Origin of the sequence: Streptomyces sp. NPDC089424 (assembly GCF_044749345.1) — a bacterium.
GTDB lineage: Bacteria > Actinomycetota > Actinomycetes > Streptomycetales > Streptomycetaceae > Streptomyces.
This window is the reverse complement of the sequence record NZ_JBIVHU010000002.1, coordinates 400967-423009: the sequence shown is the minus strand read 5'-3', so window position 1 is coordinate 423009 and position 22043 is coordinate 400967. Positions and strand designations below refer to the sequence as shown.

Here is a 22043-nt window from a genome sequence, read left to right as displayed (position 1 = left end):
GTACTTTGCTTAGATACCGGCGGTCCGTTAGTGTGCAGGGACGCAAGATACCGCCAGTACTTAATGGAGATTCGTCATGTACCAGGTTCCTGACCAGAGCGGAAAGCTCGCCGTGGTGACCGGCGCGAACAGCGGAACCGGAAGAGAGGCCGCCAAGCAGCTGGCCGGAGCCGGGGCGCATGTGGTGCTCGCGGTGCGTACCCCGGCCAAGGGTGAACAGGCTCGGGGCGAGATCGTCGCCGCACACCCGGGCGCCCGGGTCGAGGTCCGACGCCTGGACCTGGCCGACCTCGCCTCGGTCCGCGACTTCGCCGACGGCCTGATCTCCGACGGCAGGCCCCTGGACCTGCTGCTGAACAACGCAGGCGTGATGAACGTGCCCCAGCGCACCGAGACCGCGGACGGCTTCGAACTGCAGCTGGGCAGCAACTTCCTCGGCCCGTTCGCCCTCACCGTCCAGCTCCTGCCGCTCCTGCTGTCCGCCCCGGCCCCGCGGGTGGCGACCATGAGCAGCGGCACCGCCAACCGAGCCGCGATCGACTTCGACGACCTGCAATCCACCCGCGACTACAGCCCCACCCGGGCCTACGCCCAGTCGAAGCTCGCCGACATGCTGATGATGATCCACCTGGCCGACCTGGCGGCCGAGCGTGGCTGGCCTCTGCTGTCGGCCGGTGCTCACCCCGGCTACACCCGCACGAATCTGACGATTTCCGGACCGACCCTCAACGGCGGCCGACCCGGCCGTGTGGAATCGCTTCTGTACAAGATCGTGCCGTCGCAGGGTCCTGAGCAGGGCACGGAACCGCTGCTGTACGCGGCCACCAGCCCGGACGCGAAGGCGGGCGGCTACTACGGGCCGCGCTGGGGGCTCGTCGGCCCGACCAGGGACACCCGCTTGCCGCGCAGCGCCCGGGACAAGACGCTTGCGGCGCGTCTGTGGACCGAGGCCGAACGCCTCACCGGAGTTTCCCTCCCCACTCGGGCACTCTGACCGACGACACCCATGTTTACGACGGAGTCAGCACTTCCGTGCCGGCCGCTCGACCGCGGCAATCTGCCGGAACACCGCGAAGTGCGTAGGGTCGAGTGAGGCGGCGGTGCAGAACCCCTGCTCGGCCTCCGCATCAGGACGCGCACCGCGGTCGGTGACACCTGGGCGAGGTCCATGATGAATACGCATAGCCGGAGTGCTGATCTTTCGTTGGACTCATGGGTCACGGGTTTCTAGCGTGGAATCCATGACCACGTCACGCATTGCCCTCGTCACGGGCGCCAACCAGGGACTGGGCCGGGCCCTCGTCGAAGGACTGGCGGCCCGTATGCAACCGGACGACCTGGTCCTGCTCACCGGTCGCAGTTCGCAGCGCGTGGAGGACGCCGCCGGTGAGATCGCCCGGTCGTCCGCCGCACGCGCCCGGGTCGAGGGCCGGGTCCTGGATGTCACGGACACCGACGCCATCGCCCGTCTCGCCGAGGAGCTGCGGGCCAAGTACGGAGGAGTGGACATCGTCGTCTCCAATGCGGTCGCCCGTCTGCTGCCCGAGGAGTCACAGGCCGAGCGGGCCGACGAGTTCATCGACGTCTCCAACACCGCCACACACGCGATCCTGCGCTCCTTCGGCCCGGTGCTGCGCCCCGGCGGTCGGCTGCTTGTCGTGGCCAGCAGCCTGGGTACCCTCGGCCACCTCGACGGCCGACTCCACCACCTGTTCGAGGGCGCGAGTCTCGACCAGGTCGAGCAGGCCGTCGAGTCGTGGCGCAACGCCATTCACGACGGAACTGCTCAGGAGGCGGGCTGGCCACTGTGGCTGAACGTCCCGTCCAAGGTGGCCCAGGTCGCCGCAGTTCGCGCGGTCGCCGCCGAACGTCGCGCGCAGGACCTCGCGGACGACACGCTCGTCGCGGCCGCGTGCCCCGGCATGGTCGACACCGAGACCTCGCGCCCGTGGTTCAGCGACTACAGCCAGGCCCAGACTCCCGCCAAGGCAGCCGAAGCCGTCCTCGATCTGGTCTTCGCCGAGCACGCCGATCCCGCGCTCTACGGCGAGCTGGTGCGCTTCGGCAAGGTCCTGCCCTGGCACGACGGCACACCTCCCGTAGAGCAGGACAAGATGCTCGTCCCCTGACCGCATCGGCTGCGAGCCGCGAATGCCCCGGCCGACGAGCGCGGCCGGGGCATCACGTGGGAGACGTCAGCCGCGTCGGCCGAAGATCTTCCTGCTGGAGCCGAGGTCCATGAAGACCGTCTCGCCGGTCGCGTTGTCCAGACCGTCGTTGTCGGTGACCGCGAACACCTCACCGTCGCCGGCGACCGTCAGCCCTTCCAGCTTCTCCTGCGTCCAGCCGTCCGTCGCCCGCAGCTCGGGCAGGACGTCGTAGGCGAGCTTCTTCGGCAGGACCGGGAGCGAACCCGGCTGTGCGGCCGACTTCGGCAGGTCGACGGTGTAGACCCGCTTGATCTTGGCGGCCGGGCCGTTGAGCTTGTCGCGCTCGATGACGGCGAGCTTGTCACCGACGACGGTGATCTCGGAGAGGCCGATCCAGTCACCCGGCGTGGTGGTGGAGTCGAGCCGGTAGCCGAAGAAGCTCCAGGTGCCGGCGTCGACGTCGTAGCGGCCGAGCCGGACGATCCCCGCCGGGTCGGTCTTCACCTCGCGCTGCAGCGCGACCCACAGAACCTCGTGGCCGTTGCGGTCGGTGGTGCCGGTGACACCCTCGAAGCCCTGGCTGCCTAGGCCCGCGGCCACGTCGGCGGGCAGGGAGACGGTCTGCCGGGTCACACCGTCGCGGTCGAGGCGGACCAGCTGGTTGCCGGTACCGGTCTTGCCCTCGACGGCGAGCCAGAATCCGCCCTGCGGCCGGGCGAAGATGCCCTCGGCGTCGTAGCCGACCGGCTGTCCGGCCTCGTCCTTGACGGTCAGCGCCCGGGTGATGAGCGCGGGCTCCCGGGACGCGTCGACGGTGAGGATCCTGGTGGGCGTGTACGCGGCGTCGGTGACGGAGTACAGCTGGTGCGACCTGCCCGGTACGGCCGACAGCGCCCCGAGCGCACCCCAGCCGATCGGCGCGCCGGTGGCGTCGTCGGCCGAGACGATGCCCGGGAAGCCGGGGGTCTCCTTGCCCAGCCGGAAGAGGCTGACCGAGGCCCGTACGCCTGCCTCGGCGTCGTCCTCCTCGCTGGAGACCGCGAGCAGCCCCCGTGACGGGATGGGCAGCAGGCCCTCGGGGCCGTTGGTGGTGGGCAGCATCTGACGGAAGACCGGGTGGGTCGGCCGGCTGATGTCGTACACGGCGACGAAGTTGCTGCGCTCGGAGCCGACGAAGGCGTAGCGGATGCCGTTGAACTCGGCGATCGCGAGGCCCTCCGGCTCGGTGCCCTTGTTCTCGGAACGGTCCTCGTTGAAAAGCCCGTACCGCACGGCCAGCCGCTCGAAGCTGTTGCCCGCGTCCCAGACCACCTTGCCGGTTCGGCTGTCGAAGACGGACCAGCCGCGGGTGCCGCCACGCCAGTCGCCCTCGTTGGCGGTCGCCAGGTAGCGGTCGTCGATCCAGCCGACCGCGTCGGGCTCGCGGGGCACGTCGGTGATCGAGCCCGTCAGTTCGATCGTGCCGTCCTCGACGGTGTCGATGCCCTTCACGGACGCGGTCCCGGCGCTGAACGCCTTGGTGATCCGCCCGGTCGGCAGGTCGATGAGGACGACGCCGTTGTTCTCCTGGAGGGTGACGACGAGCTGGTTGCGGCTGTTGACGGAGACGTACTCCGGCTCGGGGTCCGTCGGCTCGGTGATTCCGGCGGTCGCGAGCGCGGGCAGCGCGCCCCCGTCGCCCTGCGTCAGCGGCACCGGCCGAAGACGCCAACTCTTCGGGGACGACGAGGCCTTGAGGTCGATGATCTGGACGAAGCCGCCCGGCAGCTGCGGCAGATCGCCTTCCTCCCCACCGGGCGGGGTGGCCTCCTCGTCGCGCTCGTTCTCCATCGCGATGGCGGCGTACCGCTTGTCCTTGCTGATCGTGACGGAGTCGGGCTGGCCGCCGAGATCGAAGGTCGCGACGCGCGTGCGGTCGCGCAGCGAGATCACGTCGAGCCGGCCGGAGGGGCTCGCGTGGCCGGCGCTCGTGTTCACCACGACCAGGACGTACTGGCCCACCACGGCGACGGAGGTCGGCTCGTCCTCGGCGTTGCCGAGCTGAGCCAGCGACAGGGTGCCGAGCCCGCGCGGCCGGTCGGGGTTGCCTATGTCGAGGAAACCGATCCGCCGGGCCGCCGCGTCGGTGTAGACGAGGGTACGGCCGTCCTCACTGACCGCCGAGATCTCCGCGACCGTCTGGGAGGCCGGGTCCTCGCCCGCCGGCCGGTTCTGGAACACCGGGTAGGTCGCGGTGCGCTCGAACGCCCTCGGCTTCCACCCGTGCTCCGCGCCCGCCCGCTGCTCCGCGCTCGCCACGCCCCCGCCGGCCAGCGTCCCCGCCGCAAGTGACAGCACCGTGAGCGCGGCGTACGTTCTCTTCTGGGACATCGTTCCCCTCCCACACAGTCATTACGGCGCCGGATCGTGCCACTTACGGGCAAGCACCGACGGAGTGACCGGATGAACAACCGGCAAAGATCAGTTGTGATGACCGCGTGGAGGCGGCGCGGAGTCACATGACGGCCGGTGGGGCCCGCCGGGATATGGCATTCTTCGGCGGTGCGACTTACTGACAGTGCCGGTGACTTCGGCATACGGCCGCTGGGTTACGAGTACCCGGTGGCCCGTGGTAACCGGTGGGACGACAACTGGCTTGTCATCGCGGGGGAGTGCAAGACTCCTGAGGTCAGCTGGTCCTTCACGGACCCGTCCCTGTTGGTGGACGAGGCTCATGAGGTGTCCAGGTGGCTGCGTGCCGTCGCGAGCGAGGAGAGGCCGGACGCGCAACCGGACGAGGACGGGAAGTTCGTCCCGGACCTCATATTCATCGAGCCGGTCATCGCCTTCAGCCAGGTTCGGTGGCGCGACGGCCGCGGAGTCCTGCGGGTCCATCTGTCGCTGGAGGCCGCACCTCCGCCTGCACAGGATGCCGAGGGTCTGGAGCTCTACCAGTACGTGATCGAAATAGAGTCGGACAGGGCGGCGGTGCTGCGGGCAGCGGCAACGTGGGACCGGTACCTTGTGCAATTCCCCATGCGCTGAGACCGCCTTCGATCCGTTTGTCGAGGCGGATTTCCACAGCAAAGCACAGCAGTTTCTCTGCTGCTATCGACCTGTCTGGCGAAGCGTGCCGTCAGAACCGCTTCAGTTGTCCAGTAATATCGCACGCGTACGAAAGGCTTACGCATGCTGGACAAGACGTCGCCGTTGTGGTGGCTCTTCGCCGCCCTGAGCGCGGCGCTCTTCATCGCTCTGATGCTGCCGGGCATGGTCAACCGATCGCAGAAGATCTTCGTCTCCTGCGGTCCGGTCGTGACCTTCCTGCCCATGGTGGGCCTGACCCGCCGCTACGGGGAGTCTGTGACCGAGTGGCTCGCCGTGTACTGCGCCATCCTCGTGGGCTCGGCCCTGTGCGCCGTGGGCCATTGGAAGGCGGCCCCGGCGCTCCATGGGTTCTCCAGATGGCCTTTACCCTCCCGCTTTTGATGATTCCCGCATTTCTGTACGTCAATTGAATCAGCGACCGGATGATCGGACGGCCCACGAGGAGAGTGCCATGACGGGCATCGGCCTGCGGCCGGCCACCGCGATGGGCGCCTACATCACCACCATCCGGGGCTGGGACGAGCAGATGCAACGCGACCTCCCCGCCTGTGCGTTCACCCCGGATCGATGGCAGATCATCACCGCCGACGGCGTCGAGGTGGGCATGCTCCATCTCGAGCACCGGCCCAAGGAGATCTACCTGGCGCGGATCGAGCTACACCCCGACCACCAGGGACGCGGGATCGGCAGCCAGCTCATCCGCAGCCTTCTGCGCCAGGCCCGCCAGCACGGCCGGGACTTCACCTTGCAACGGTGTTTGTTCTGATTGCTCGGCGGTCTTGAGGGGCTGTGTTCGCGTTGATTGCAGTGGCCGAAGTGCGCTTGGTGTTGGCGTCTGCGTGGGCCACGCGCACGAGCACTCATAGCCGACGCCTATACAGGCATAGCGAAGTTCGCTTTGACCAGGGTGTTCGCCGACGAGGATCGTGAACTTCACCTACTGGAAACGTAGTTGAGGAGCCGCGACATGGCCAAGGTGCTCTGCGTCCTGTACGACGACCCCACCGGCGGATACCCGACCGAGTACGCCCGTGACGACCTCCCCGCGATCGGCCACTACCCCGGCGGCCAGACCACCCCCACCCCCGAAGGCGTCGACTTCACCCCGGGTCACCTCCTCGGCAGCGTCTCCGGCGAACTCGGCCTGCGTTCCTACCTGGAGAAGGCGGGCCACACCCTCGTCGTCACCTCCGACAAGGACGGCGCCGGATCCGTCTTCGACCGGGAGCTGGCCGACGCGGACGTCGTGATCTCGCAGCCGTTCTGGCCGGCGTATCTGACCCCGGAGCGGATCGCCGCGGCGAAGAACCTGAAGCTGGCCGTCACGGCCGGCATCGGCTCCGACCACGTCGACCTCGACGCCGCGATCGCCCACGGGGTGACGGTCGCCGAGGTGACGTACTGCAACAGCATCAGCGTCGCCGAGCACGTGGTGATGATGACGCTGTCCCTGGTGCGCAACTACCTGCCCTCCCACCAGGTGGTCCTCGACGGCGGCTGGAACATCGCCGACTGCGTGGCGCGTTCGTACGACCTCGAAGGCATGCACGTCGGGACCGTCGCCGCCGGCCGCATCGGCCTCGCGGTGCTGCGCCGCCTCGCGCCCTTCGACGTGAAGCTGCACTACACCGACCGGCACCGGCTGCCCGAGGACGTCGAGCGTGAGCTCGGACTGGTCTGGCACGAGAGCACGGCCGACATGGTGCCGCACTGCGACGTCGTCACCATCAACGCGCCGCTGCACCCCGAGACCGAAGGATTGTTCGGCGACGACCTGCTCGGCACGATGAAGCGCGGCGCCTACCTGATCAACACGGCCCGGGCGAAGATCGTGGACCGGGACGCGGTGGACCGCGCCCTGCGCAGCGGGCGGCTGGCGGGCTACGCCGGCGACGTCTGGTACCCGCAGCCGGCCCCCGCCGACCACCCCTGGCGCACCATGCCGCACCACGGCATGACCCCGCACATCTCCGGCTCCTCCCTGTCCGCACAGGCCCGTTACGCGGCCGGCACCCGCGAGATCCTGGAGTCCTGGTTCGCGGGCCGCCCGATCCGCGACGAGTACCTGATCGTCGACGGGGGCGCCCTGGCGGGAACGGGCGCTCACTCGTACTCGGTGACGAAGTGACGGCTTCTCCGGCCCGACGCTGACGAGTGGAGGCCACCCCGGGCTGCTTCAGCTGCGGTTGACATGCACGTTCGTCGCCCTTACCGGGAAGTGGCCTCCACCCCGATCTCGACCAGACGATGCCGCAGATCACCCGCTTGCCTGCGGCATCGGGGCCAGTCCTTCGGCCGTTCCGAACCGGAATGGGATCCCGGTCTCGCGGTGTGTGATCCCACCGGTCAGGCCAGCCCGGCGCGTCGGGTACTGCCTCAGGGGCGCGCTCCGAACTCCACGATCCTCAGAGCCCGCGACACGGCCCCAACGGTGGGGACCGGAAGACGTCGAAGTTCGACGAGGTGACCGTCGTCAAGGAGGACACATGCTCAGCAAGCAGGAAGCCGCCGACGCCGTACGCCAGGCCAAGGTGCTGACCGGGGTGACGTGGGTCCAACTGGCCGAAGCGGTGGGCAAGCCTTTGGCCTGGACCACGGCGGCCTTGCTCGGACAGCACCCGATGGGCAAGGACGAGGCAGCCACAGCGGCGGCGCTGCTCGAGCTCGGCGAGGACGTTGCCCTTGCCTTCCAGCTCCAGCCGACCCGCGGAGCTCTCGACGCCGCCGTCCCCGTGGACCCCACGATCTATCGGTTCTACGAGATCGTCCAGGTCTACGGTCCGACCATCAAGGAGCTCATCCACGAGCAATGCGGTGACGGCATCATGAGCGCGATCAACTTCCGGCTCGACGTCCGGCGGGTTCCCGATCCTGCGGGTGACCGGGTCGTCGTCACCCTCGACGGTAAGTACCTGCCCTACCAGTGGGAGTGAGTACCCTGCTTGGGCGTCTCGCCGCCATCTCGACCCTCCCGGGAAGGCGCCGCCTCACCGTCAACTGCCGGGCTGTTCCGCCGTGTTGCCGCCTGTGGTGTACTGCATGACATGCCGTCCAGGGACGAAGAGCGTGAGGTGCGGCGAGCGGGAGTCCTCCTGGCGGCTGTCTCGGCGGCGGTGCTCGTGGTGGCGGGGCTCTTCTTCGGATTTCCGTGGCAGGTGTCGCTGCTGCTGGTCGTCGTCTCGGCCGTGACAGCTGTCGTGATCACCTGGATGACACTGGGCCAGGTGCGCCGCAGCGCGCAACGCAAGGCGCAGACCCAGAGCATCCTGTCCGCGTGGGCAGACCTCAACGAGGGACGCTTCGGCACCGCTTCGGCCGCGTTCACCGGCGGTACCCCGCGGTGGGAGCTGCCGGCCAGTCCGCGGTTCTCCGGTGAGCTGCTTGCGGTGGGCCGTCGGGACGGCGTCGAGGTCGGCGTCGTCTGCTCCATGGAGGACAGAGGCGAGGCGGGGGTGGCCCTCACGACGGTCATGGTCCTGCTGCCCGAAGAGGGGCCGCCGGCACGGCCGCACCGCGGCAAGGCACGCGAGCTCGGCCTGCCCTACGGTGTGGACGCGGTCGAGACCAGCGGCCATGAGCTGCGCGTGCGGTACGAGGGCTGGCCGGAGTCGGCCCCTGTGCTGCGGACCATGGTCGACGCGGCCGTCCGCCTCGCCACGGACCCGCATACCGGATGACGGACGGCCGCCGCGCAGGCTGCACCTTCCGGGCCCCGAGGCAGCTCCGGGAAAGCCGCGTTGTCAGTGGCGGCTGCGAGGCTGGTCGTATGAACGGAGATGAGCAGCTGCTGCGGGGCAGGGTCTACGGCCACGACCACGACGACCCCGACCCCGGGCCGCTCCCGCACCGGAGCTACGCGGCGCTCGTAGGCGGGCCGCTGGACGGCCTGCTGCTGGACATCACCGGCTGGCGGACCGAGGACATCGACGACGGCGTCGCCCTGCCCACCGAGCTGTCGCGATGGCCAGGGGGCCGCGCCCTGTACGACCCCCGCCCCGGCGACCCCCGCACTCCTGGTCCGGGTGTGATCTGCCGCCTCACCTACACCGGCGACGCGCCCTGACCGTGTACCAGACCCCGGGTACCGGGCCCTGCGCCATGAGCCTGGGCCGATGAGTTTGTCGTCGCCGCACGGTCCGACTTCCAGCACTGTCGACCACGACCGTGCGGAAAGGTGTTGGTCAGATGAGCAAGGTAGTCCTGCACGTCACCATGTCACTCGACGGTTTCATGGCCGGTCCGGACATCAGCGTCGAACACCCGATGGGCCGGGGTGGTCTGAGGCTGCACGACTGGATTCTCCACACTCCGACCGACGACGTCGATGCCGGAGTGGCACAGGAGGTGTCGGCCTCGACAGGTGCCGTCGTGCTGGGAAGAAGGACATTCGACGTGGGGGTCGAGGTCTGGCAGGACACCCCCTTCCCGGTGCCGTGCTTCGTCCTCACGCACCACGCTCGAAGCCGGCGTGCCATGAAGAGCGGGACCTTCACCTTCGTCACCCAGGGCTTGGAGAGCGCGCTTCGTCAGGCGGAGGCGGTTGCGGATGGGAAAGACGTGACCCTGATGGGGGCGGACGTCGCCCAGCAGGCGCTCCGCGCGGGGCTCCTCGACGAGATCAACCTCCAGCTCGCTCCCGTGCTCCTGGGAGGCGGGCGCCGGCTGTTCGAGCATCTGGGAACGGAACACCTTGAGCTGGAACGGACAAGAGTCCTCCCGTCGCCGCTCGTCACGCATCTGCGTTTCCAGGTACGCCGTGACCTGCTCAAGACCCGTCGTACGTAGGCATCGACGAACGTCACGGTTGGGCCGGTGTCATTGCGGCGATCGCCTTTCCGCGCGTGTTGAAGAGGGTGACGTCGTTGATGGCGAGGCTGTCGTGGGTGGGGAGATCGGCGTACCAGACGCCCCAGCCGGGCGCGCCGGCCAGCCGGACAAGCGACGCGGTGACCTTGCCGTCGCTGGTGTCGACGACGACACGGGCGGCGTCATCGGTCCCCTCGTACACCCCGGACAGGAAGTAGCGGTCGTCGAGTTCTTCCGCGTGCAGTCCTACGTGAGGTCGGTGAGGCTCGATCTCGGGGTCGTCGGCGCTCTGGAACTGGTGGTCCATCTCGGGCGTCGACCAATGCTTGCCCTCGCCCGTCAGCCATATCTCGACGCCTGCCCCGGCCTTGACCCGCTCGCCCGATGCCACCACCCGCACCGTGGTCTCCGCCGGCGTTTCCGACGGTGTGGGGGACGTCGCGACCTCGGTACGTTGCGCAGGGGTGTGATCGGGGAGGGCCGCGCGGACCGTGACGACAGCCAGCGGGGCCAGCAGCAGTCCGCAACCGATCGCCAGTCCCGCGGCTCGCCGGCGCCGCCTGGCCCGGCCCGCCCGTTCGATGGCGGCCATCGGGACGGGAGAAGGGGTGACGGAGTCGGCCACCTCGTTGAACGCGTCATGCAGTCGTTCGGCTTCGTACCGCTGCCGAGGGGTGGGCCCAGTGGTCCGGGACATCAGCGCTCCGCTTCCTGGTGGGCTGGGTCGAGGATGAGGTGGGGATGGGCGCGCAGGGCCTCCAGCCCGCGCCGGGCGTGCGTCTTGACGGTGCCGACCGAGCAGTTCAGCGCCTCGGCGATCTCCTGTTCGTTCATGTCCTCCCAGTAGCGCAGCACCACGACGGCACGCTGGCGGGCGGACAGGACCGCGAGGGCCTGGATGATGACGGCGCTCCGCTCGACACCCTCGGCGTGCCCGCCGTGCGAGCGGTGCATCGACTCGGGCAGGAACGGCATGAGTAAGTGGGCTACACGTTTCTTGCGCACCCGGCTGATGTTGTTGTTGACCAGAGCACGCCGTATGTACGGGTTGATCTCGTCCCGCGGGATCCTCCGCCATTGCGCGTACACCTTGGCCAGCGTGGTCTGGACGAGGTCCTCGGCCTCGTGGAAGTCGCCGGTGAGCATATGAGCCGTCCGCACCAGGCGGGGCCAGGCCACGGTGGCGAACTCGGTGAAGTCGGCGTGGCTCTCGTGCGTCACGACAACGGATCCTTGGAGTAGGCGGGGAGTCGGGGGAGTGGGGACGGCTGAATGGGCTGGGCGGGGGCCGGGGGTCCGGCCCCCGCCTACGAGCTCACGGTTGGAGAGTCGTCAGGGCCCGGTGCACCTACGGGTGCGAAGGGGCGAGGGACGCGATCTCCTTGCCATGCTTGTCGTACAGGGTGACGCTGTCGATGACGAGGTCGTCGTGCAGCGGGACATCGGTGTACCAGACACCCCAGCCGGGCTTGCCGGCCAGCCGAACGACGGAAGCCGTGACCTGGCCGTCGCTCGTGTCGACGACGACCCGGACCTCGCTCTTCCCGGTCACGTAGATCCCGGAAAGGAAGTAGCGGTCGCCCAGGGGCTCCGTCATCAGGCCGATGCCGGGGTGGCCCAGGTCGATGTTGCCGTCGACCACGCTGCGGAACTGGTAGTCCATCTCCGGTGTCGACCAGTGCTTGCCTTCCCCGGTCAGCCACAGCTCGACGCCCGCCCCGGCGTCGACACGCTCACCGGGCGCCACCACCCGCACCGACTGGGACGCGTGTCCGGTCGCCGCGATGGATCGGCTGTGGGCCTTCGTGGTCGCCGCGGAGTGCTCCGGCGCGACGGCCTGGGCCGCCGCCGGCACTCCCGCCAGCGTGACCGCTACCACCACGGCGGCCGCGCACTTCTTCGTTGTCGTCATCCGAGTCATGGACGTGGGACTCCTTGCGGATCGTTGCGAGCCAACAGAGTGGAGGGCGCCCTCTCCACCCCTTGTAACTCCGCCCGCCCACCATCCCGATGACACGATCCGCCGACTTCTGCCCGACTGCCGGGCGTCGCGTGAAGGAGTCCGGCGGTGACGTCTTCTCCAGCCTCGACGGCTTCGGCTCGGCCGGCGGCGACTGGACCGGCTACTGGGGCAAGCAGGGCCCCGAGCTGCTCGACCACCGCCTCGCCCTCTACAGTGAGGAGCAGCGGATGGTCCTCGGGGCCACCACCTACCGGGCGTTCGCGCGGATGCCGGCCTCGGCCACCGAGGAGTCCGAGGTGCGTGACCCCTGGGTCACCCGGATGACGAGCCTGCCGACGACGGTCGTGTCCACCACACTGGCATCACTCCTCGACCGGCCCCATGCGAGCGTGGTGAACGGTGACGCCGTCGATGCCGTCGCCCGGCTCAAGCAGGAGTCCGAGCTGCCGTTGCGCTCGCACGGCAGCCTGTCGATGAACCGGGCGCTGACGGCCGCCGGCCTGGTCGACCGCGTCCAGGTGACGGTCTTCCCCGTGATCACCGGTCGGACCGGGCGGGAGCCGGTCATCCGGGACGCGGCCGACTTCGACCTCGAACTGATCGAGTCCCGGACACTCGACGGCCGCGTCCAGGAGCTCGTCCACCGGCCCACCCTGCATGCCTGAGTCAGCCGACCTCACCCCCGAGATGCGCCTCGACGACGGGTTCAGCTCCCCTGCGGCGCGGTCCTCGACGTGAACCTCCAGGTCCCGGACCCGACTTCGTACACGGCCGAGCCCTTCTCCGTGCGCAGCAGACGCGCCTCACGGTCGGCGCGGACCGCGCCGGATGCCGTCGCCGGCACATGGATCTCCGCCGTGGACCCGGCGGGGACGACGACCTCCAGGCGGAAGGTGGAACCCGCACGCGACCACTTCGTGCGGACCGTTCCGTACGGGGTGGTGTACGAGCCCGCCGCCGACGTCAGGTCACCCACCACCGCCGGGTCGATGAGCAGTTCGCGGTAGCCGACGGACCCCGGCCGCTGCTGGATCCCGGCGAGCCGGCCGGTGAACCAGGCGTCGATGGCGCCGAGCATGAAGTGGTTCTGCGACTGGCCGGGACCGCCGTCCCAGGTCTCGCCCAGCGTGGTGTTGCCGGCCAGGAACTGGTAGCCGTAGCTCGGGCTGGTCGTCCGGGTCGCGATCCCGTGCACGATGTCGTCACGGCCCGCCTCGGACAGCACGCGGATCGCGGCGGGCAGGGAGATCTCACCGAGGATCAGGTGATGGTCCGCCGCGACGACCGATTGCGTGAAGTGGTCGAGGAGCCGGGCTCGTTCGCCCTCCGGTACGGCGCCCATGTCGAGGGCGAGTGCCTCGGCGCCGTGGCCCCCGCCGCCGAATGTGCCGGTGGCCGGGTCGTAGTACTTGTCCGACAGCGCCTTGGCGCTCGTGTCCGCCTTCTCCTCGTACAGCGCGGCGTCGCCGTCCTCACCGAGCACGCGGGCGATGCGGCTGAGGCCGTCGACGACGCGCCAGTAGCCGTAGGTGCCCGCGACCGCGCGGGGGAACGTGCGGTCGGGGGTGATCCAGTCGCCCAGGCCGTAGTCGAGGATGCCGCCCGAGACCTTCTGCTCCAGGAAGGTCACGTACTGCTTCATCCGCGGGTAGTAGGTGCGCAGGGTCTCCTCGTCGCCGTAGGTGGTGTAGAGCTGCCAGGGCACGAGGACGAAGGCGCCGCCCCAGTTGGCGTCGTTGCGGTAGCCGCCGGAGAGTTCGACGTAGTCGGGGACGGTGCTCGGGATCAGTCCCTCGGGGGTCTGCGCGTCGGCCATGTCGCGCACGATCTTCCGCAGGTAGGCGCGCATGTCGTAGTTGGCGGCGAGGGTCGGGAAGACGAGCTGGTTCTGCTCCAGCCAGCCGAGCTTCTCGCGGCTGGGGCAGTCGGTGAGGATGCTCATCATGTTGCCCTGGACGGCGCGGCGGATCAGCCCGTGGATGCCGTTGATCAGCTCATCCGAGCTGGTGAAGCTCCCGGCACTGGTGTTGTCGGTGTGCAGCACCTTGCCGCGTACGGAGACCGTCGCCCCTGCGGGCAGCCCTTTCAGCTCCAGATAGCGGAAGCCGTGGTAGCTGAAGCGGGGGTGCCAGGTCTCGGCGCGGCCGCCGCCCTTGGTGGTGTAGCTGTCCCACAGGGGCGCGCCGACGTTGCTGATCGACTGGAAGGCGTGTCCGTCCTTGAGGCTCTCTGCCGGGTAGATGCGCACCGCGGTGCCCGCGGGTGCGGTGACGGTGATCTCCGGCCAGCCCGCGATGTTGCGCCCGAGGTCGAAGACGCGGCTGCCGTCGGCGCCCGCGACCTCGGTGCCGTTCAGCGTCTCCATCACCCGGACCGGCTCGGTCTCCCGGGCGCTGAGCGCGGCCGGTTGCTCGGTTCCGCCGGGGCGCCCGAGGGCGACGGCCGACGCCCAGGACGCGCGGTCGCGCCCTGGCTCGTCCCAGCCGGGGATCTCCCGCCGCGCGTCGTAGTCCTCGCCGCCGTACCAGTTGGAGGACGTCGTCGGGCCGAGCGTGGTGCGCCAGTCCGTGCCGCTGGCGATGCGGCGCACGCTGCCGTCGTCCAGGGTGATCTCCAACTGCGCGACGAGCTTGGGGTCGCTGAGGTTGCCGTACCACTTGCGGTAGCGGTCCGCGGTGCTGACGACGTGGGAGGCGCCGTTGCCGAGCTCGACGGCGAGCGAGTTCGCGCCGCGCCGCAGCCGGTCGGTGACGTCGTACGTGGCGTACTGGACCCGGTCGTCGAAGTCGGTGTTGGCGGGCTCCAGGACGGCGTCGCTGACCGGCTCGCCGTTGATGATGGCGTCGTGGATGCCCAGGCCGGCGAGGTGGAGGCGGGCGCTGCGGGCGCCCTTCGGAAGGGTGAAGTCCTTGGTGAACAGCGGGAGTCCGGCCGGCAGGTACGGCTGGGGTGCCCGCTGCCCGGTGACCTCCGCGGCCCTGCTCCAGGGGCCGTCGGCGGTCTCGGCGGTCGAGACGGTGTAGTCGACGGGGAAGTGCGGCACGCGCCCGTCGGCGGTCAGCACGTCGGCGCGCGGGAACAGCAGCACCTGGTCGAAGGTCTTGGCGGCCTTCAGGTCCAGGGTGAGGGAGACTGGCGATTCGGGGCCGGTGTGCGCGGGGCTCGTGTAGCCGGCGGCCCGGTCGAGGGCGCTGTTGGTCAGTCCGTCGACGGCGAGAGCGGGTTCCCAGATCTTGCGTACGGTGTCGCTCTCGGACGCGGTGACGGCGGCGCCCTTCGCGTGGTTGACGTCCGGCGCGGCCGAGTCGCGGACCTCGATCTCGCCGAGCTGGAGACGCCACTGGTCGTCCAGCGGCAGTCCGAGCTTCGTGACGTCGAGCCGGACATGGCGGGCGGTCGTCCTCGGCAGGGTGACGACGACCGGCTGCACCGGGTGCTCGCTGAGCCGCCACGCGTCGTTGGTGATCCACTGGGCGGACCAGTCCTCGGCGCGGGTCAGGCCCGTCTCGAAGACGGCGATGTCGCTCCACTGCGAGATCCGGGCGCCGGACCACAGCTGGACGCGCCAGTGGACTCGGTCGCGGGACCCCAGTGCCTTGCCCGCATAGACGGCGTGCGGCTCGTCCGAGCGGACCTTGCCGGAGTCCCAGAGGTCGGGCCGGCCCTGCCGCAGCTTCTCGGGGCTGCTGGCGGCCTGGATGCGGTAGGCGCTCTGGACGACGCCCCGGCCGCGCGCGCTGAGCTGCCAGGTCAGGTCGGGGGTGGTGTCGTCGATCCCGAGGGCCGAGCGCAGATGCTGCGTCCGCAGCGCGGTGGCGGAGGCGGTGGAGCCGCCTTGCGACGCGGACGCCGGCGGCGCGGAGGGTACGACGGTGACGAGCGCCGTCAGCCCGGTGGCGAGGACGAGCGCGGGTCTGGCCAGTGGACTCATGCCGGTGGTCTCCATACGGGTCAGTGCAGGTCGACGGTGACGGGGCGGAGGGGGCGCAGGAACACGGGGCCCATCAGCCCGGACGGGAGCGGCTTGTTGCGCTCGTTGGAGAGGGTGTTGGACACGCGGACGGCGAGATGGTTGGTGCCGGGGCGCAGGGCCTCGGTCACGTCGACGACGTACGGGGTCCACAGCACGGGCGGCAGCGTGGTGCCGTTGACGGTGACCTCGGCGACCTCGCGGACGGCCCCGAGGTCGAGCTGGATCCGGCGGCCGGCGAGGACCGAGGCGTCGAGGGTGACGTCCTTGGTGTAGGTGGCGGTGCCGGAGAACAGCCGGGCGATGTCGCTCCAGCTGCCGAGCGGACGGACGACGGGCTGGGCACCGTCCTGGTGGAGGGTCAGCGTCCAGTCCCCGTCGAGGGCGACGGGCTCCAGCGGGTCGGTGACGCGGGCGGTGCCACGGTAGGCGCGGCGGCCGTCGGTGCCGGTGAGGGAGTGGGTGCCGGGTGCCGTGGCGACCGCCTCGGCGCGCAGTGCCCCGCGGTGTGCGGTGACCGAGGTGACCTGGAGTGTTCCGGCCTCCGTGAGGTGCGGCCGGGTCTCGCCCTCGCCGCCGCGGAAGACGACGGCGACCGTCTCGTACGGGCCGAGCCGCAGCGGCACGCGTACGCCGTCGCCGGGCCGCGCGGCGGTGCGGTGAACGGGCGCGGGACGTGTCGAGCCGTCCGCCGGGAACCACCACTCCGGCACTCCGCGCGCCGGCAGGGTGGCCCAGGTGTCGACGGGCGTGGCGCTCTCGTTGTTGAACAGGAACGCGACGTCCTTGCCACGAGTCGTCCGCAGGACCCGTACGGCAGGTGCGGCCGGTTCGAGGACGGCTGCCGCGAACTCCCGTGTGAGCGAAGCGAGTTCTCCGGCCGTGGCGACACGGACGGCGCGGCGGTGTCCGAACAGGTCGTCGAGGGCGCGCCGTAGGTCACCGTCGTGGCCGGCCGCCTCCCGCTCCGGCAGGGCGCCGACGGCGATCACGGTGCCGCCGTCGCGGGCGAAGCGGGCCAGGGCGCGGACGGCCGCCGCCTCCAGCACGGGCGTCTCGGGGAGCACGACCAGGTCGTAGCGGCCTCGGCCGACGGCCAGCCGGCCACCCTGGACGCGGGCATGGAGCAGCAGGTCCGGGTCGTCGGCGAGCGCGCCCTCGTGCACGAGGTCGAAGTCGACCTGCGCGGATTCCAGGGCGTAGGCCGCCGTGGCGAACGCCGCGTCGAGCTCGTCCTGCCGTTCGGTGCCGGTCAGTTGCTCGGCCGCTCGCTGCGGCTGGAGCAGGGCGCTGCGAGCGGCGGACGCGCCACGGGCCACCTCCATGACGCGGCCGATCCAGTCGGCGACCGGGCGCATGGCCCACCACCAGGGTGCGCGGGGGCCGAACGGCGGCGGGAAGAACACCCTCGCCTCGTTGGTCCACAGCGCGTGCAGCACGGTGAGGTTGCAGCCGCGTGCCGCGAACGCGCCGAGCAGGGCGTGCACGAACTCCGGTGCCACCTGCCAGCCCATGTTGCCGAACGCCTCGATGACCACGCGCTCACGCCCGGTCTGGTGCGCCACCGACGCAGGGTTGCGCGGGTCCATGGTGGGCTGCCCCGCCACGTACTCCGCGGTGATGACGTCACCGCCGGGCACCTGCGCCCACTGGTTGACCTTGTGCAGGTCACCGGTCGACAGGATGCGCTTGGCGGGGCCCGCCTCGTCGTAGAGCGGGTTGGTGATGAGCCGGACGCGGCGGTCGGCGTACCAGTGGGCCTGCTTCTCGAAGTACTGGGCGAACCGGTTGGACACCGCCCGCCAGTACCTGCCGCGCAGGATCTGCCCCGCCGCGCCGAGGTCGTCGAACGCGCTGGCGTACGCCTTGCCGGGGTCGGCGCCGGTGTCGCGCAGGGCGGCGGCGAGCGTCGGCGACCAGGGCAGCCGTTTGAAGGGGTGCGGTCCGGCCGAGGCGATGAACGGTTCGTCGTCCCAGAAGCCGGGCACGACGTTGCCGAAGTAGCGGCCGAAGCGGCGGTGGTACTCGCCCGGCACCATGTCGAGCAGCAGGTCCGCCGGTTCGTCGTCGAGGAGGTCGAGATAGGCGCGGGTGTAGCCCTGGGAGTCGTCGATGAGGGCGGCGCCGCCGAAGAGGTCGATCTGCCAGCGCCCCGCGGGTGCCTGCCAGGCACGCCCGGACGCCAGGTCGGCGGTGAGTTCGCTCAGCGCGTCGGCGTCGGCCACGCCGACGGGGCGGGCGGTCGCGGCGACCGGCGTGGCCGCGGCGGCGGGAACCTGCCGGGTGTGGAACGCGCCTGCCGAAGCCGGGTCCTGGAAGTCCGAGGCGTGGAGCGCGCCGCCGTCGGCGCTCGTGACGGACAGGTCCTCCCACAGGGCGCGCTGACCGTCGACGGCGCGGACGCCGCCGCCGCCGCGCGGGTGGGTGCCGTCGGTGACGGTTCCCTTGTCCCGGCCGTCGAGGGTGACGGAGATCGTCGTCCCGCGCACCGAGACGGCGAAGGCGTGGAACTTGGTGCGGTTGAAGCCGTCCGTGCGGCTGCTCCGGGCCAGTTCCTGTGCGTTGCCGCCGGTCAGGCGGGAGACGGTGACGACGCCGGTCTGGTCGAACTCCACGGCGTAGCCGTCGGAGCCGGTCGCCGAGGCGCGGACGACGAGCCCGACGGAGCCGGTCTCGGTCTTGGCGTTGCCGATGACGTCGTAGTCCGTCCAGCCCTCGCCCCCGCGGATGACGGCGGCCCCGGCGAGCACCGCCGCGTCGGCGACGAGCCGGCCCGCGGTCACGCCGACGCCCGTCGTCGCGCGCAGGTCGACGCGGGCCGGTCCCTCGACGACGGTCGTGGACCGCCACAGCCCCTTCAGGCGCAGTTCCGGACGCGGACGGTAGGTGCGCGTGCCGACGGTGCCGCCCTCGGCGACGAGGTAGGCGGCGCGTCCGCTGGGGAAGTGGTTGTCGTTGAAGATCCACACCCGCATGCCGGTGCGCTCGGCCTCCTCCAGCACGTGCCCGACGACGTCGAACCACTCCTCGGAGAAGAAGACCGGTCGCATCTCGTCGTTGTCGTAGGGGAAGAGGACGACCTCGTACATCCCCTTGTCGCGCAGGTCCGCCATCTGCCGGTCGACGAGTTCGTGGGTGACGGGGCCGTTCCAGTACCAGTAGACGGTGGGGCGGCTGTCGCGGGGCGGGGCGGCGAAGGCGGCGGGGCTGAACCCCGACGCCCAGGCCGCGGACCCGGGGCCGGAGTGTGCGGAGGCCGGCAATGAGCCGCCGACCGCGGCGGCGGCGACCCCGGCGGCGACGACGAAGGTGCGTCTGCTCATGTCGAATTCGGGCAGGGGTGTGGACATCGAGGGCTCGCTCCTCAGCGGCTGGGAAGGGCGGACGGGGCTCAGACGCGGGCGAGGGCGCCGATCTCCGTCGGGGACAGGGCCCGGTTGAAGACCCGGAAGTCGTCGATCGCGCCGAGCAGGAAGGGGTGGGTCGTGTTCTGCGAGCGCCCCAGGTAGTTGCGCGTGGTGGCGCCGAGCAGCAGCGGGCTCATCACCAGCGCGTCGTTGCGCCCGGCCTCGGCTCCGTCGATGTGGAGCACCCCGCTGCCGCCGCCCGTACGCCCGCGCGGGCCTGCGGCGAGTGTGACGGCGACGTGGGTCCAGCGGCCCTGGGGCAGCGGCCCCTGGGCGTCGACGACGTCCTCGCCCTCCATGCCGGCGATCTTCAGCGCCGCGCGGGCACGGCCCGATCCGGTGCGTGCGGCGAGGAAGAAGTACGTGCCCTTGTGGAAGCCCAGGTCGAACACACGGGCCGAGTTGACCAGGGTGTCCACCCGGACCCAGGCGCTGACCGTCAGCTCGGCAAGTCCCTCGATCAGTCCGGACGGCAGGACGACATGGCCGTCCACCCCGTCGAGCTGGACGCCGTCGCGCCCGGCGTCGTGCGGGGACCACCGGGCGCCACCGGCCAGGACGGCGGCCGGGAACGTCCCCGTGGACTCGGCGCCGTCCCCGCGGTCGAAGGTGAAGCGGGCGACCTCGCGGGCCGGGCGCCGACGTGGCGGGACGGCGAAGTAGACGTTGTAGCGCTGGTGGTGGACCCGGTGGAAGGGCAGCAGCGGCACCGTCGATCCCTCGGCGACGGCCGTGAACTCGGGCGTGTCCGCCCGCACCCGGCGGACCGACGCCGGATCGAGCGCCGGGATCGTCGGTGACTTGACCTCGCCGAAGGCTCCGGCGAGCACCAAGGGGCCGTACGTCACCGCCTCGACGTGCGGGTTGTCGGGTGCGGGGCGGCGGACCAGCTCCATCGGCAGCGTGAGCTCCACGACGTCACCCGCGCGCCAGTGCCGTTCGAGGGTCGCGTAACGGCCGGGCCGGGCGCCGACGTCCGTCGGCCGGCCGTTGACCCGCAGCCTCGGCCGCCCGGCGAGCCAGCCGGGGATGCGCATCCGCAGAGCGAAGCGGCCCTCGCCCCGGACGACGGTGAGGCGGACGGTTTCGTCGTCCGGGTAGCGGGTCTCCTGACGCACCGTCACATCGCGTGCGTCCCAGCGGACCTCGGAGGGGATGAAGAGGTTGACGTACAGCGCGTCACGGGTGTGCGCGTAGACGGTGTCGGCGAACTTCGTCTGGGTCTCCAGCGCGGTGCCGTGGTCGCAGGAGAAGTTGTCGTAGTCGCTGCTGTAGCTGCCGGGGGCGGCGCCGAGCCCGCTCTTGGGCTGCCGCTGCGAACCGGCCCAGAGCCCGGTGTAGTAGGTGACGTAGCCGTGGGCGGAGTCCGGGTCCTGCTCGCCGAGCATCTGGTTGAGCATGGTCCACTCGTAGTGGTCCATGTAGGCGGCCGTGCCCGGGTCGTGCAGGAAGAGCTGCCGGCCCAGCTTGAGCATGTTGTAGCTGTTGCAGTTCTCGCAGGTGTCCTCGGAGAGCCTGCTGACGATCTCGCCGGGCGGGCCGAAGAACTCCTGGTTGGAGTTGCCGCCGATGGCGTACGAGTGGTCGTTCACGACCGTGTGCCAGAAGTACTCCGCGAGCCGCAGGTACCGCCTGTCGCCCGTGGACTCGTACGTGTGGACCGCGCCGACGATCTTCGGTATCTCGGTGTTGGCGTGGCGCCCGGCGAGCTCGTCGCGGCCCTCCGCGAGCGGCCCGAAAACCTCCTCGTGGTCGAAGCGGCGTGCGGTGCGCAGGAAATCGGCGTCACCGGTGACCTGGTGGAGCCGTGCCAGGACGTCGTTCATACCGCCGAACTCGACCTTCAGCACCGATTGCATCGTGGCATGGGGCAGCGCCGCGGTGCGCCGCTCGACCCACCCGGCCATGGCTCGCACCACGTCCAACGCCTGTGCGCTGCCGACGAGTTGATGGCAGTCGAGCAACCCGGCCATGATCTTGTGAATCGTGTAGTACGGCGCCCAGGGCTTGCCTCCGGCCTCCAACTGGTCGAAGACCTGCTCGGGGAAGGCCGAGAGGTAGCCGGGCGAGAATCCGGCGCCCGGCGCGGCCGCCTGGCACTCCGCGAGCACGGCGATGATGCTGCGGGCCTTGGCGGCGTAGGCCTCGTCGCCGGTGTTCGCGTGGGCGAGGGCCAGACCGGAGAGCAGATGCCCGGTGGTGTGGCCGCGCAGCAGCACCGTCGGGGCCTCCCAGCCGCCGCAGGGCTCGGCCGTGGAAGGCAGACCCACGTTGGCGCGGAAGGTGTGCAGCAGCCGGTCGGGGTCGACGGCGAGCAGGTAGGCGCAGGTGCGGCGCATGTTGGCACGGAACGGGCCGTCGAGCAGCGTCACCGCGCTCAGAGGGAAGGGCGAGAGCGCCGGGCCGCGCACGACATGCCCCGCGGCGGCGGGTGTCTGGTGTGCCGGCGCGGCGCCGGCGGCGGTGGCCGTGCCCGCGGATCCCAGGGCGGCAGCAGTGGTGACGGCACCTGTGGCCGCGAGGACATGACGCCGCGTCAGCGGATGTGAGGGCATTGAGAAGGAGCTCCTTTGACCCACGTGATTGAAACGTTTCGGAGAGCTGACGGTCACTCTGGGGCCACACTGCGAACCCGGTCAAGGGGCGTGCTTGGAGGGAAA

General features: G+C 70.5%; 18 protein-coding genes. 11 read left to right on the top strand and 7 right to left on the bottom strand.

Annotation, left to right across the window (positions count from 1 at the left end; all coding sequences use genetic code 11):
• Nucleotides 1–76 precede the first annotated feature (76 nt).
• Together ACIP2X_RS09535 and ACIP2X_RS09530 are read left to right on the top strand one after the other, a co-directional pair.
• Nucleotides 77–994, top strand: a complete 918-nt coding sequence (locus ACIP2X_RS09535) for an SDR family oxidoreductase (RefSeq protein WP_401669713.1) — start codon at nt 77–79, stop codon at nt 992–994.
• A 247-nt stretch (nt 995–1241) separates the two neighbouring features.
• On the top strand, nt 1242–2129 hold the full coding sequence (locus ACIP2X_RS09530; RefSeq protein WP_401669710.1) for an SDR family NAD(P)-dependent oxidoreductase: 888 nt from the start codon (nt 1242–1244) through the stop codon (nt 2127–2129).
• A gap of 66 nt (nt 2130–2195) precedes the next feature.
• Here the strand turns inward: ACIP2X_RS09530 and ACIP2X_RS09525 are convergent, their stop codons facing one another.
• Nucleotides 2196–4520 (bottom strand): esterase-like activity of phytase family protein, encoded by a 2325-nt coding sequence (locus ACIP2X_RS09525; protein ID WP_401669708.1) that lies wholly within the window; start codon nt 4518–4520, stop codon nt 2196–2198.
• Nucleotides 4521–4691: 171 nt separating this feature from the next.
• Between ACIP2X_RS09525 and ACIP2X_RS09520 the strand changes: the two genes are divergently transcribed.
• From ACIP2X_RS09520 to ACIP2X_RS09485, 8 genes are all read left to right on the top strand, one after another.
• Nucleotides 4692–5174, top strand: coding sequence for a hypothetical protein (locus tag ACIP2X_RS09520; RefSeq protein ID WP_401669706.1), 483 nt, complete (start codon nt 4692–4694; stop codon nt 5172–5174).
• Between the two features lie 144 nt (nt 5175–5318).
• A complete protein-coding gene (locus ACIP2X_RS09515) occupies nt 5319–5618 on the top strand; it encodes a hypothetical protein (protein ID WP_401669704.1) in 300 nt (99 codons plus the stop codon).
• Nucleotides 5619–5688: 70 nt separating this feature from the next.
• On the top strand, nt 5689–6003 hold the full coding sequence (locus tag ACIP2X_RS09510; protein ID WP_401669702.1) for a GNAT family N-acetyltransferase: 315 nt from the start codon (nt 5689–5691) through the stop codon (nt 6001–6003).
• Nucleotides 6004–6204: 201 nt separating this feature from the next.
• Nucleotides 6205–7365 (top strand): NAD-dependent formate dehydrogenase, encoded by a 1161-nt coding sequence (locus tag ACIP2X_RS09505; protein ID WP_401669699.1) that lies wholly within the window; start codon nt 6205–6207, stop codon nt 7363–7365.
• Nucleotides 7366–7723: 358 nt separating this feature from the next.
• Nucleotides 7724–8170, top strand: coding sequence for a cyanase (cynS, locus tag ACIP2X_RS09500; protein WP_401669697.1), 447 nt, complete (start codon nt 7724–7726; stop codon nt 8168–8170).
• Nucleotides 8171–8281: 111 nt separating this feature from the next.
• Nucleotides 8282–8914: a hypothetical protein gene (locus ACIP2X_RS09495; protein WP_401669695.1), complete on the top strand. Its 633-nt coding sequence runs from the start codon at nt 8282–8284 to the stop codon at nt 8912–8914.
• 89 nt (nt 8915–9003) lie between these two features.
• Nucleotides 9004–9300 carry a hypothetical protein gene (locus ACIP2X_RS09490; RefSeq protein ID WP_401669693.1) on the top strand — a complete coding sequence of 99 codons (297 nt, stop codon included), beginning with the start codon at nt 9004–9006 and terminating at the stop codon, nt 9298–9300.
• Nucleotides 9301–9422: 122 nt separating this feature from the next.
• On the top strand, nt 9423–10022 hold the full coding sequence (locus ACIP2X_RS09485) for a dihydrofolate reductase family protein (protein ID WP_401669690.1): 600 nt from the start codon (nt 9423–9425) through the stop codon (nt 10020–10022).
• Between the two features lie 13 nt (nt 10023–10035).
• Here ACIP2X_RS09485 and ACIP2X_RS09480 read toward each other — a convergent pair whose 3' ends face one another.
• The 3 genes from ACIP2X_RS09480 to ACIP2X_RS09470 all read right to left on the bottom strand — a co-directional run bounded on the left by ACIP2X_RS09480 (nt 10036) and on the right by ACIP2X_RS09470 (nt 11964).
• Entirely contained in the window at nt 10036–10635 is a 600-nt protein-coding gene (locus tag ACIP2X_RS09480) for a hypothetical protein (protein WP_401669688.1), read from the bottom strand.
• 104 nt (nt 10636–10739) lie between these two features.
• Nucleotides 10740–11264, bottom strand: a complete 525-nt coding sequence (locus ACIP2X_RS09475) for a SigE family RNA polymerase sigma factor (RefSeq protein ID WP_401669686.1) — start codon at nt 11262–11264, stop codon at nt 10740–10742.
• A 127-nt stretch (nt 11265–11391) separates the two neighbouring features.
• Nucleotides 11392–11964, bottom strand: a complete 573-nt coding sequence (locus ACIP2X_RS09470; RefSeq protein WP_401669683.1) for a hypothetical protein — start codon at nt 11962–11964, stop codon at nt 11392–11394.
• An 89-nt stretch (nt 11965–12053) separates the two neighbouring features.
• Between ACIP2X_RS09470 and ACIP2X_RS09465 the strand changes: the two genes are divergently transcribed.
• Nucleotides 12054–12671: a dihydrofolate reductase family protein gene (locus tag ACIP2X_RS09465; RefSeq protein WP_401669681.1), complete on the top strand. Its 618-nt coding sequence runs from the start codon at nt 12054–12056 to the stop codon at nt 12669–12671.
• Nucleotides 12672–12712: 41 nt separating this feature from the next.
• Here ACIP2X_RS09465 and ACIP2X_RS09460 read toward each other — a convergent pair whose 3' ends face one another.
• The 3 genes from ACIP2X_RS09460 to ACIP2X_RS09450 are packed head-to-tail and all read right to left on the bottom strand — an operon-like array spanning nt 12713 to nt 21938.
• Complete coding sequence (locus tag ACIP2X_RS09460; RefSeq protein WP_401669678.1) at nt 12713–15937, bottom strand: family 78 glycoside hydrolase catalytic domain; 3225 nt, start codon at nt 15935–15937, stop codon at nt 12713–12715.
• A gap of 20 nt (nt 15938–15957) precedes the next feature.
• Nucleotides 15958–19326, bottom strand: a complete 3369-nt coding sequence (locus tag ACIP2X_RS09455) for a glycosylhydrolase-like jelly roll fold domain-containing protein (RefSeq protein ID WP_401669675.1) — start codon at nt 19324–19326, stop codon at nt 15958–15960.
• A gap of 41 nt (nt 19327–19367) precedes the next feature.
• A complete protein-coding gene (locus tag ACIP2X_RS09450) occupies nt 19368–21938 on the bottom strand; it encodes a beta-L-arabinofuranosidase domain-containing protein (protein WP_401669673.1) in 2571 nt (856 codons plus the stop codon).
• Nucleotides 21939–22043: the final 105 nt, after the last annotated feature.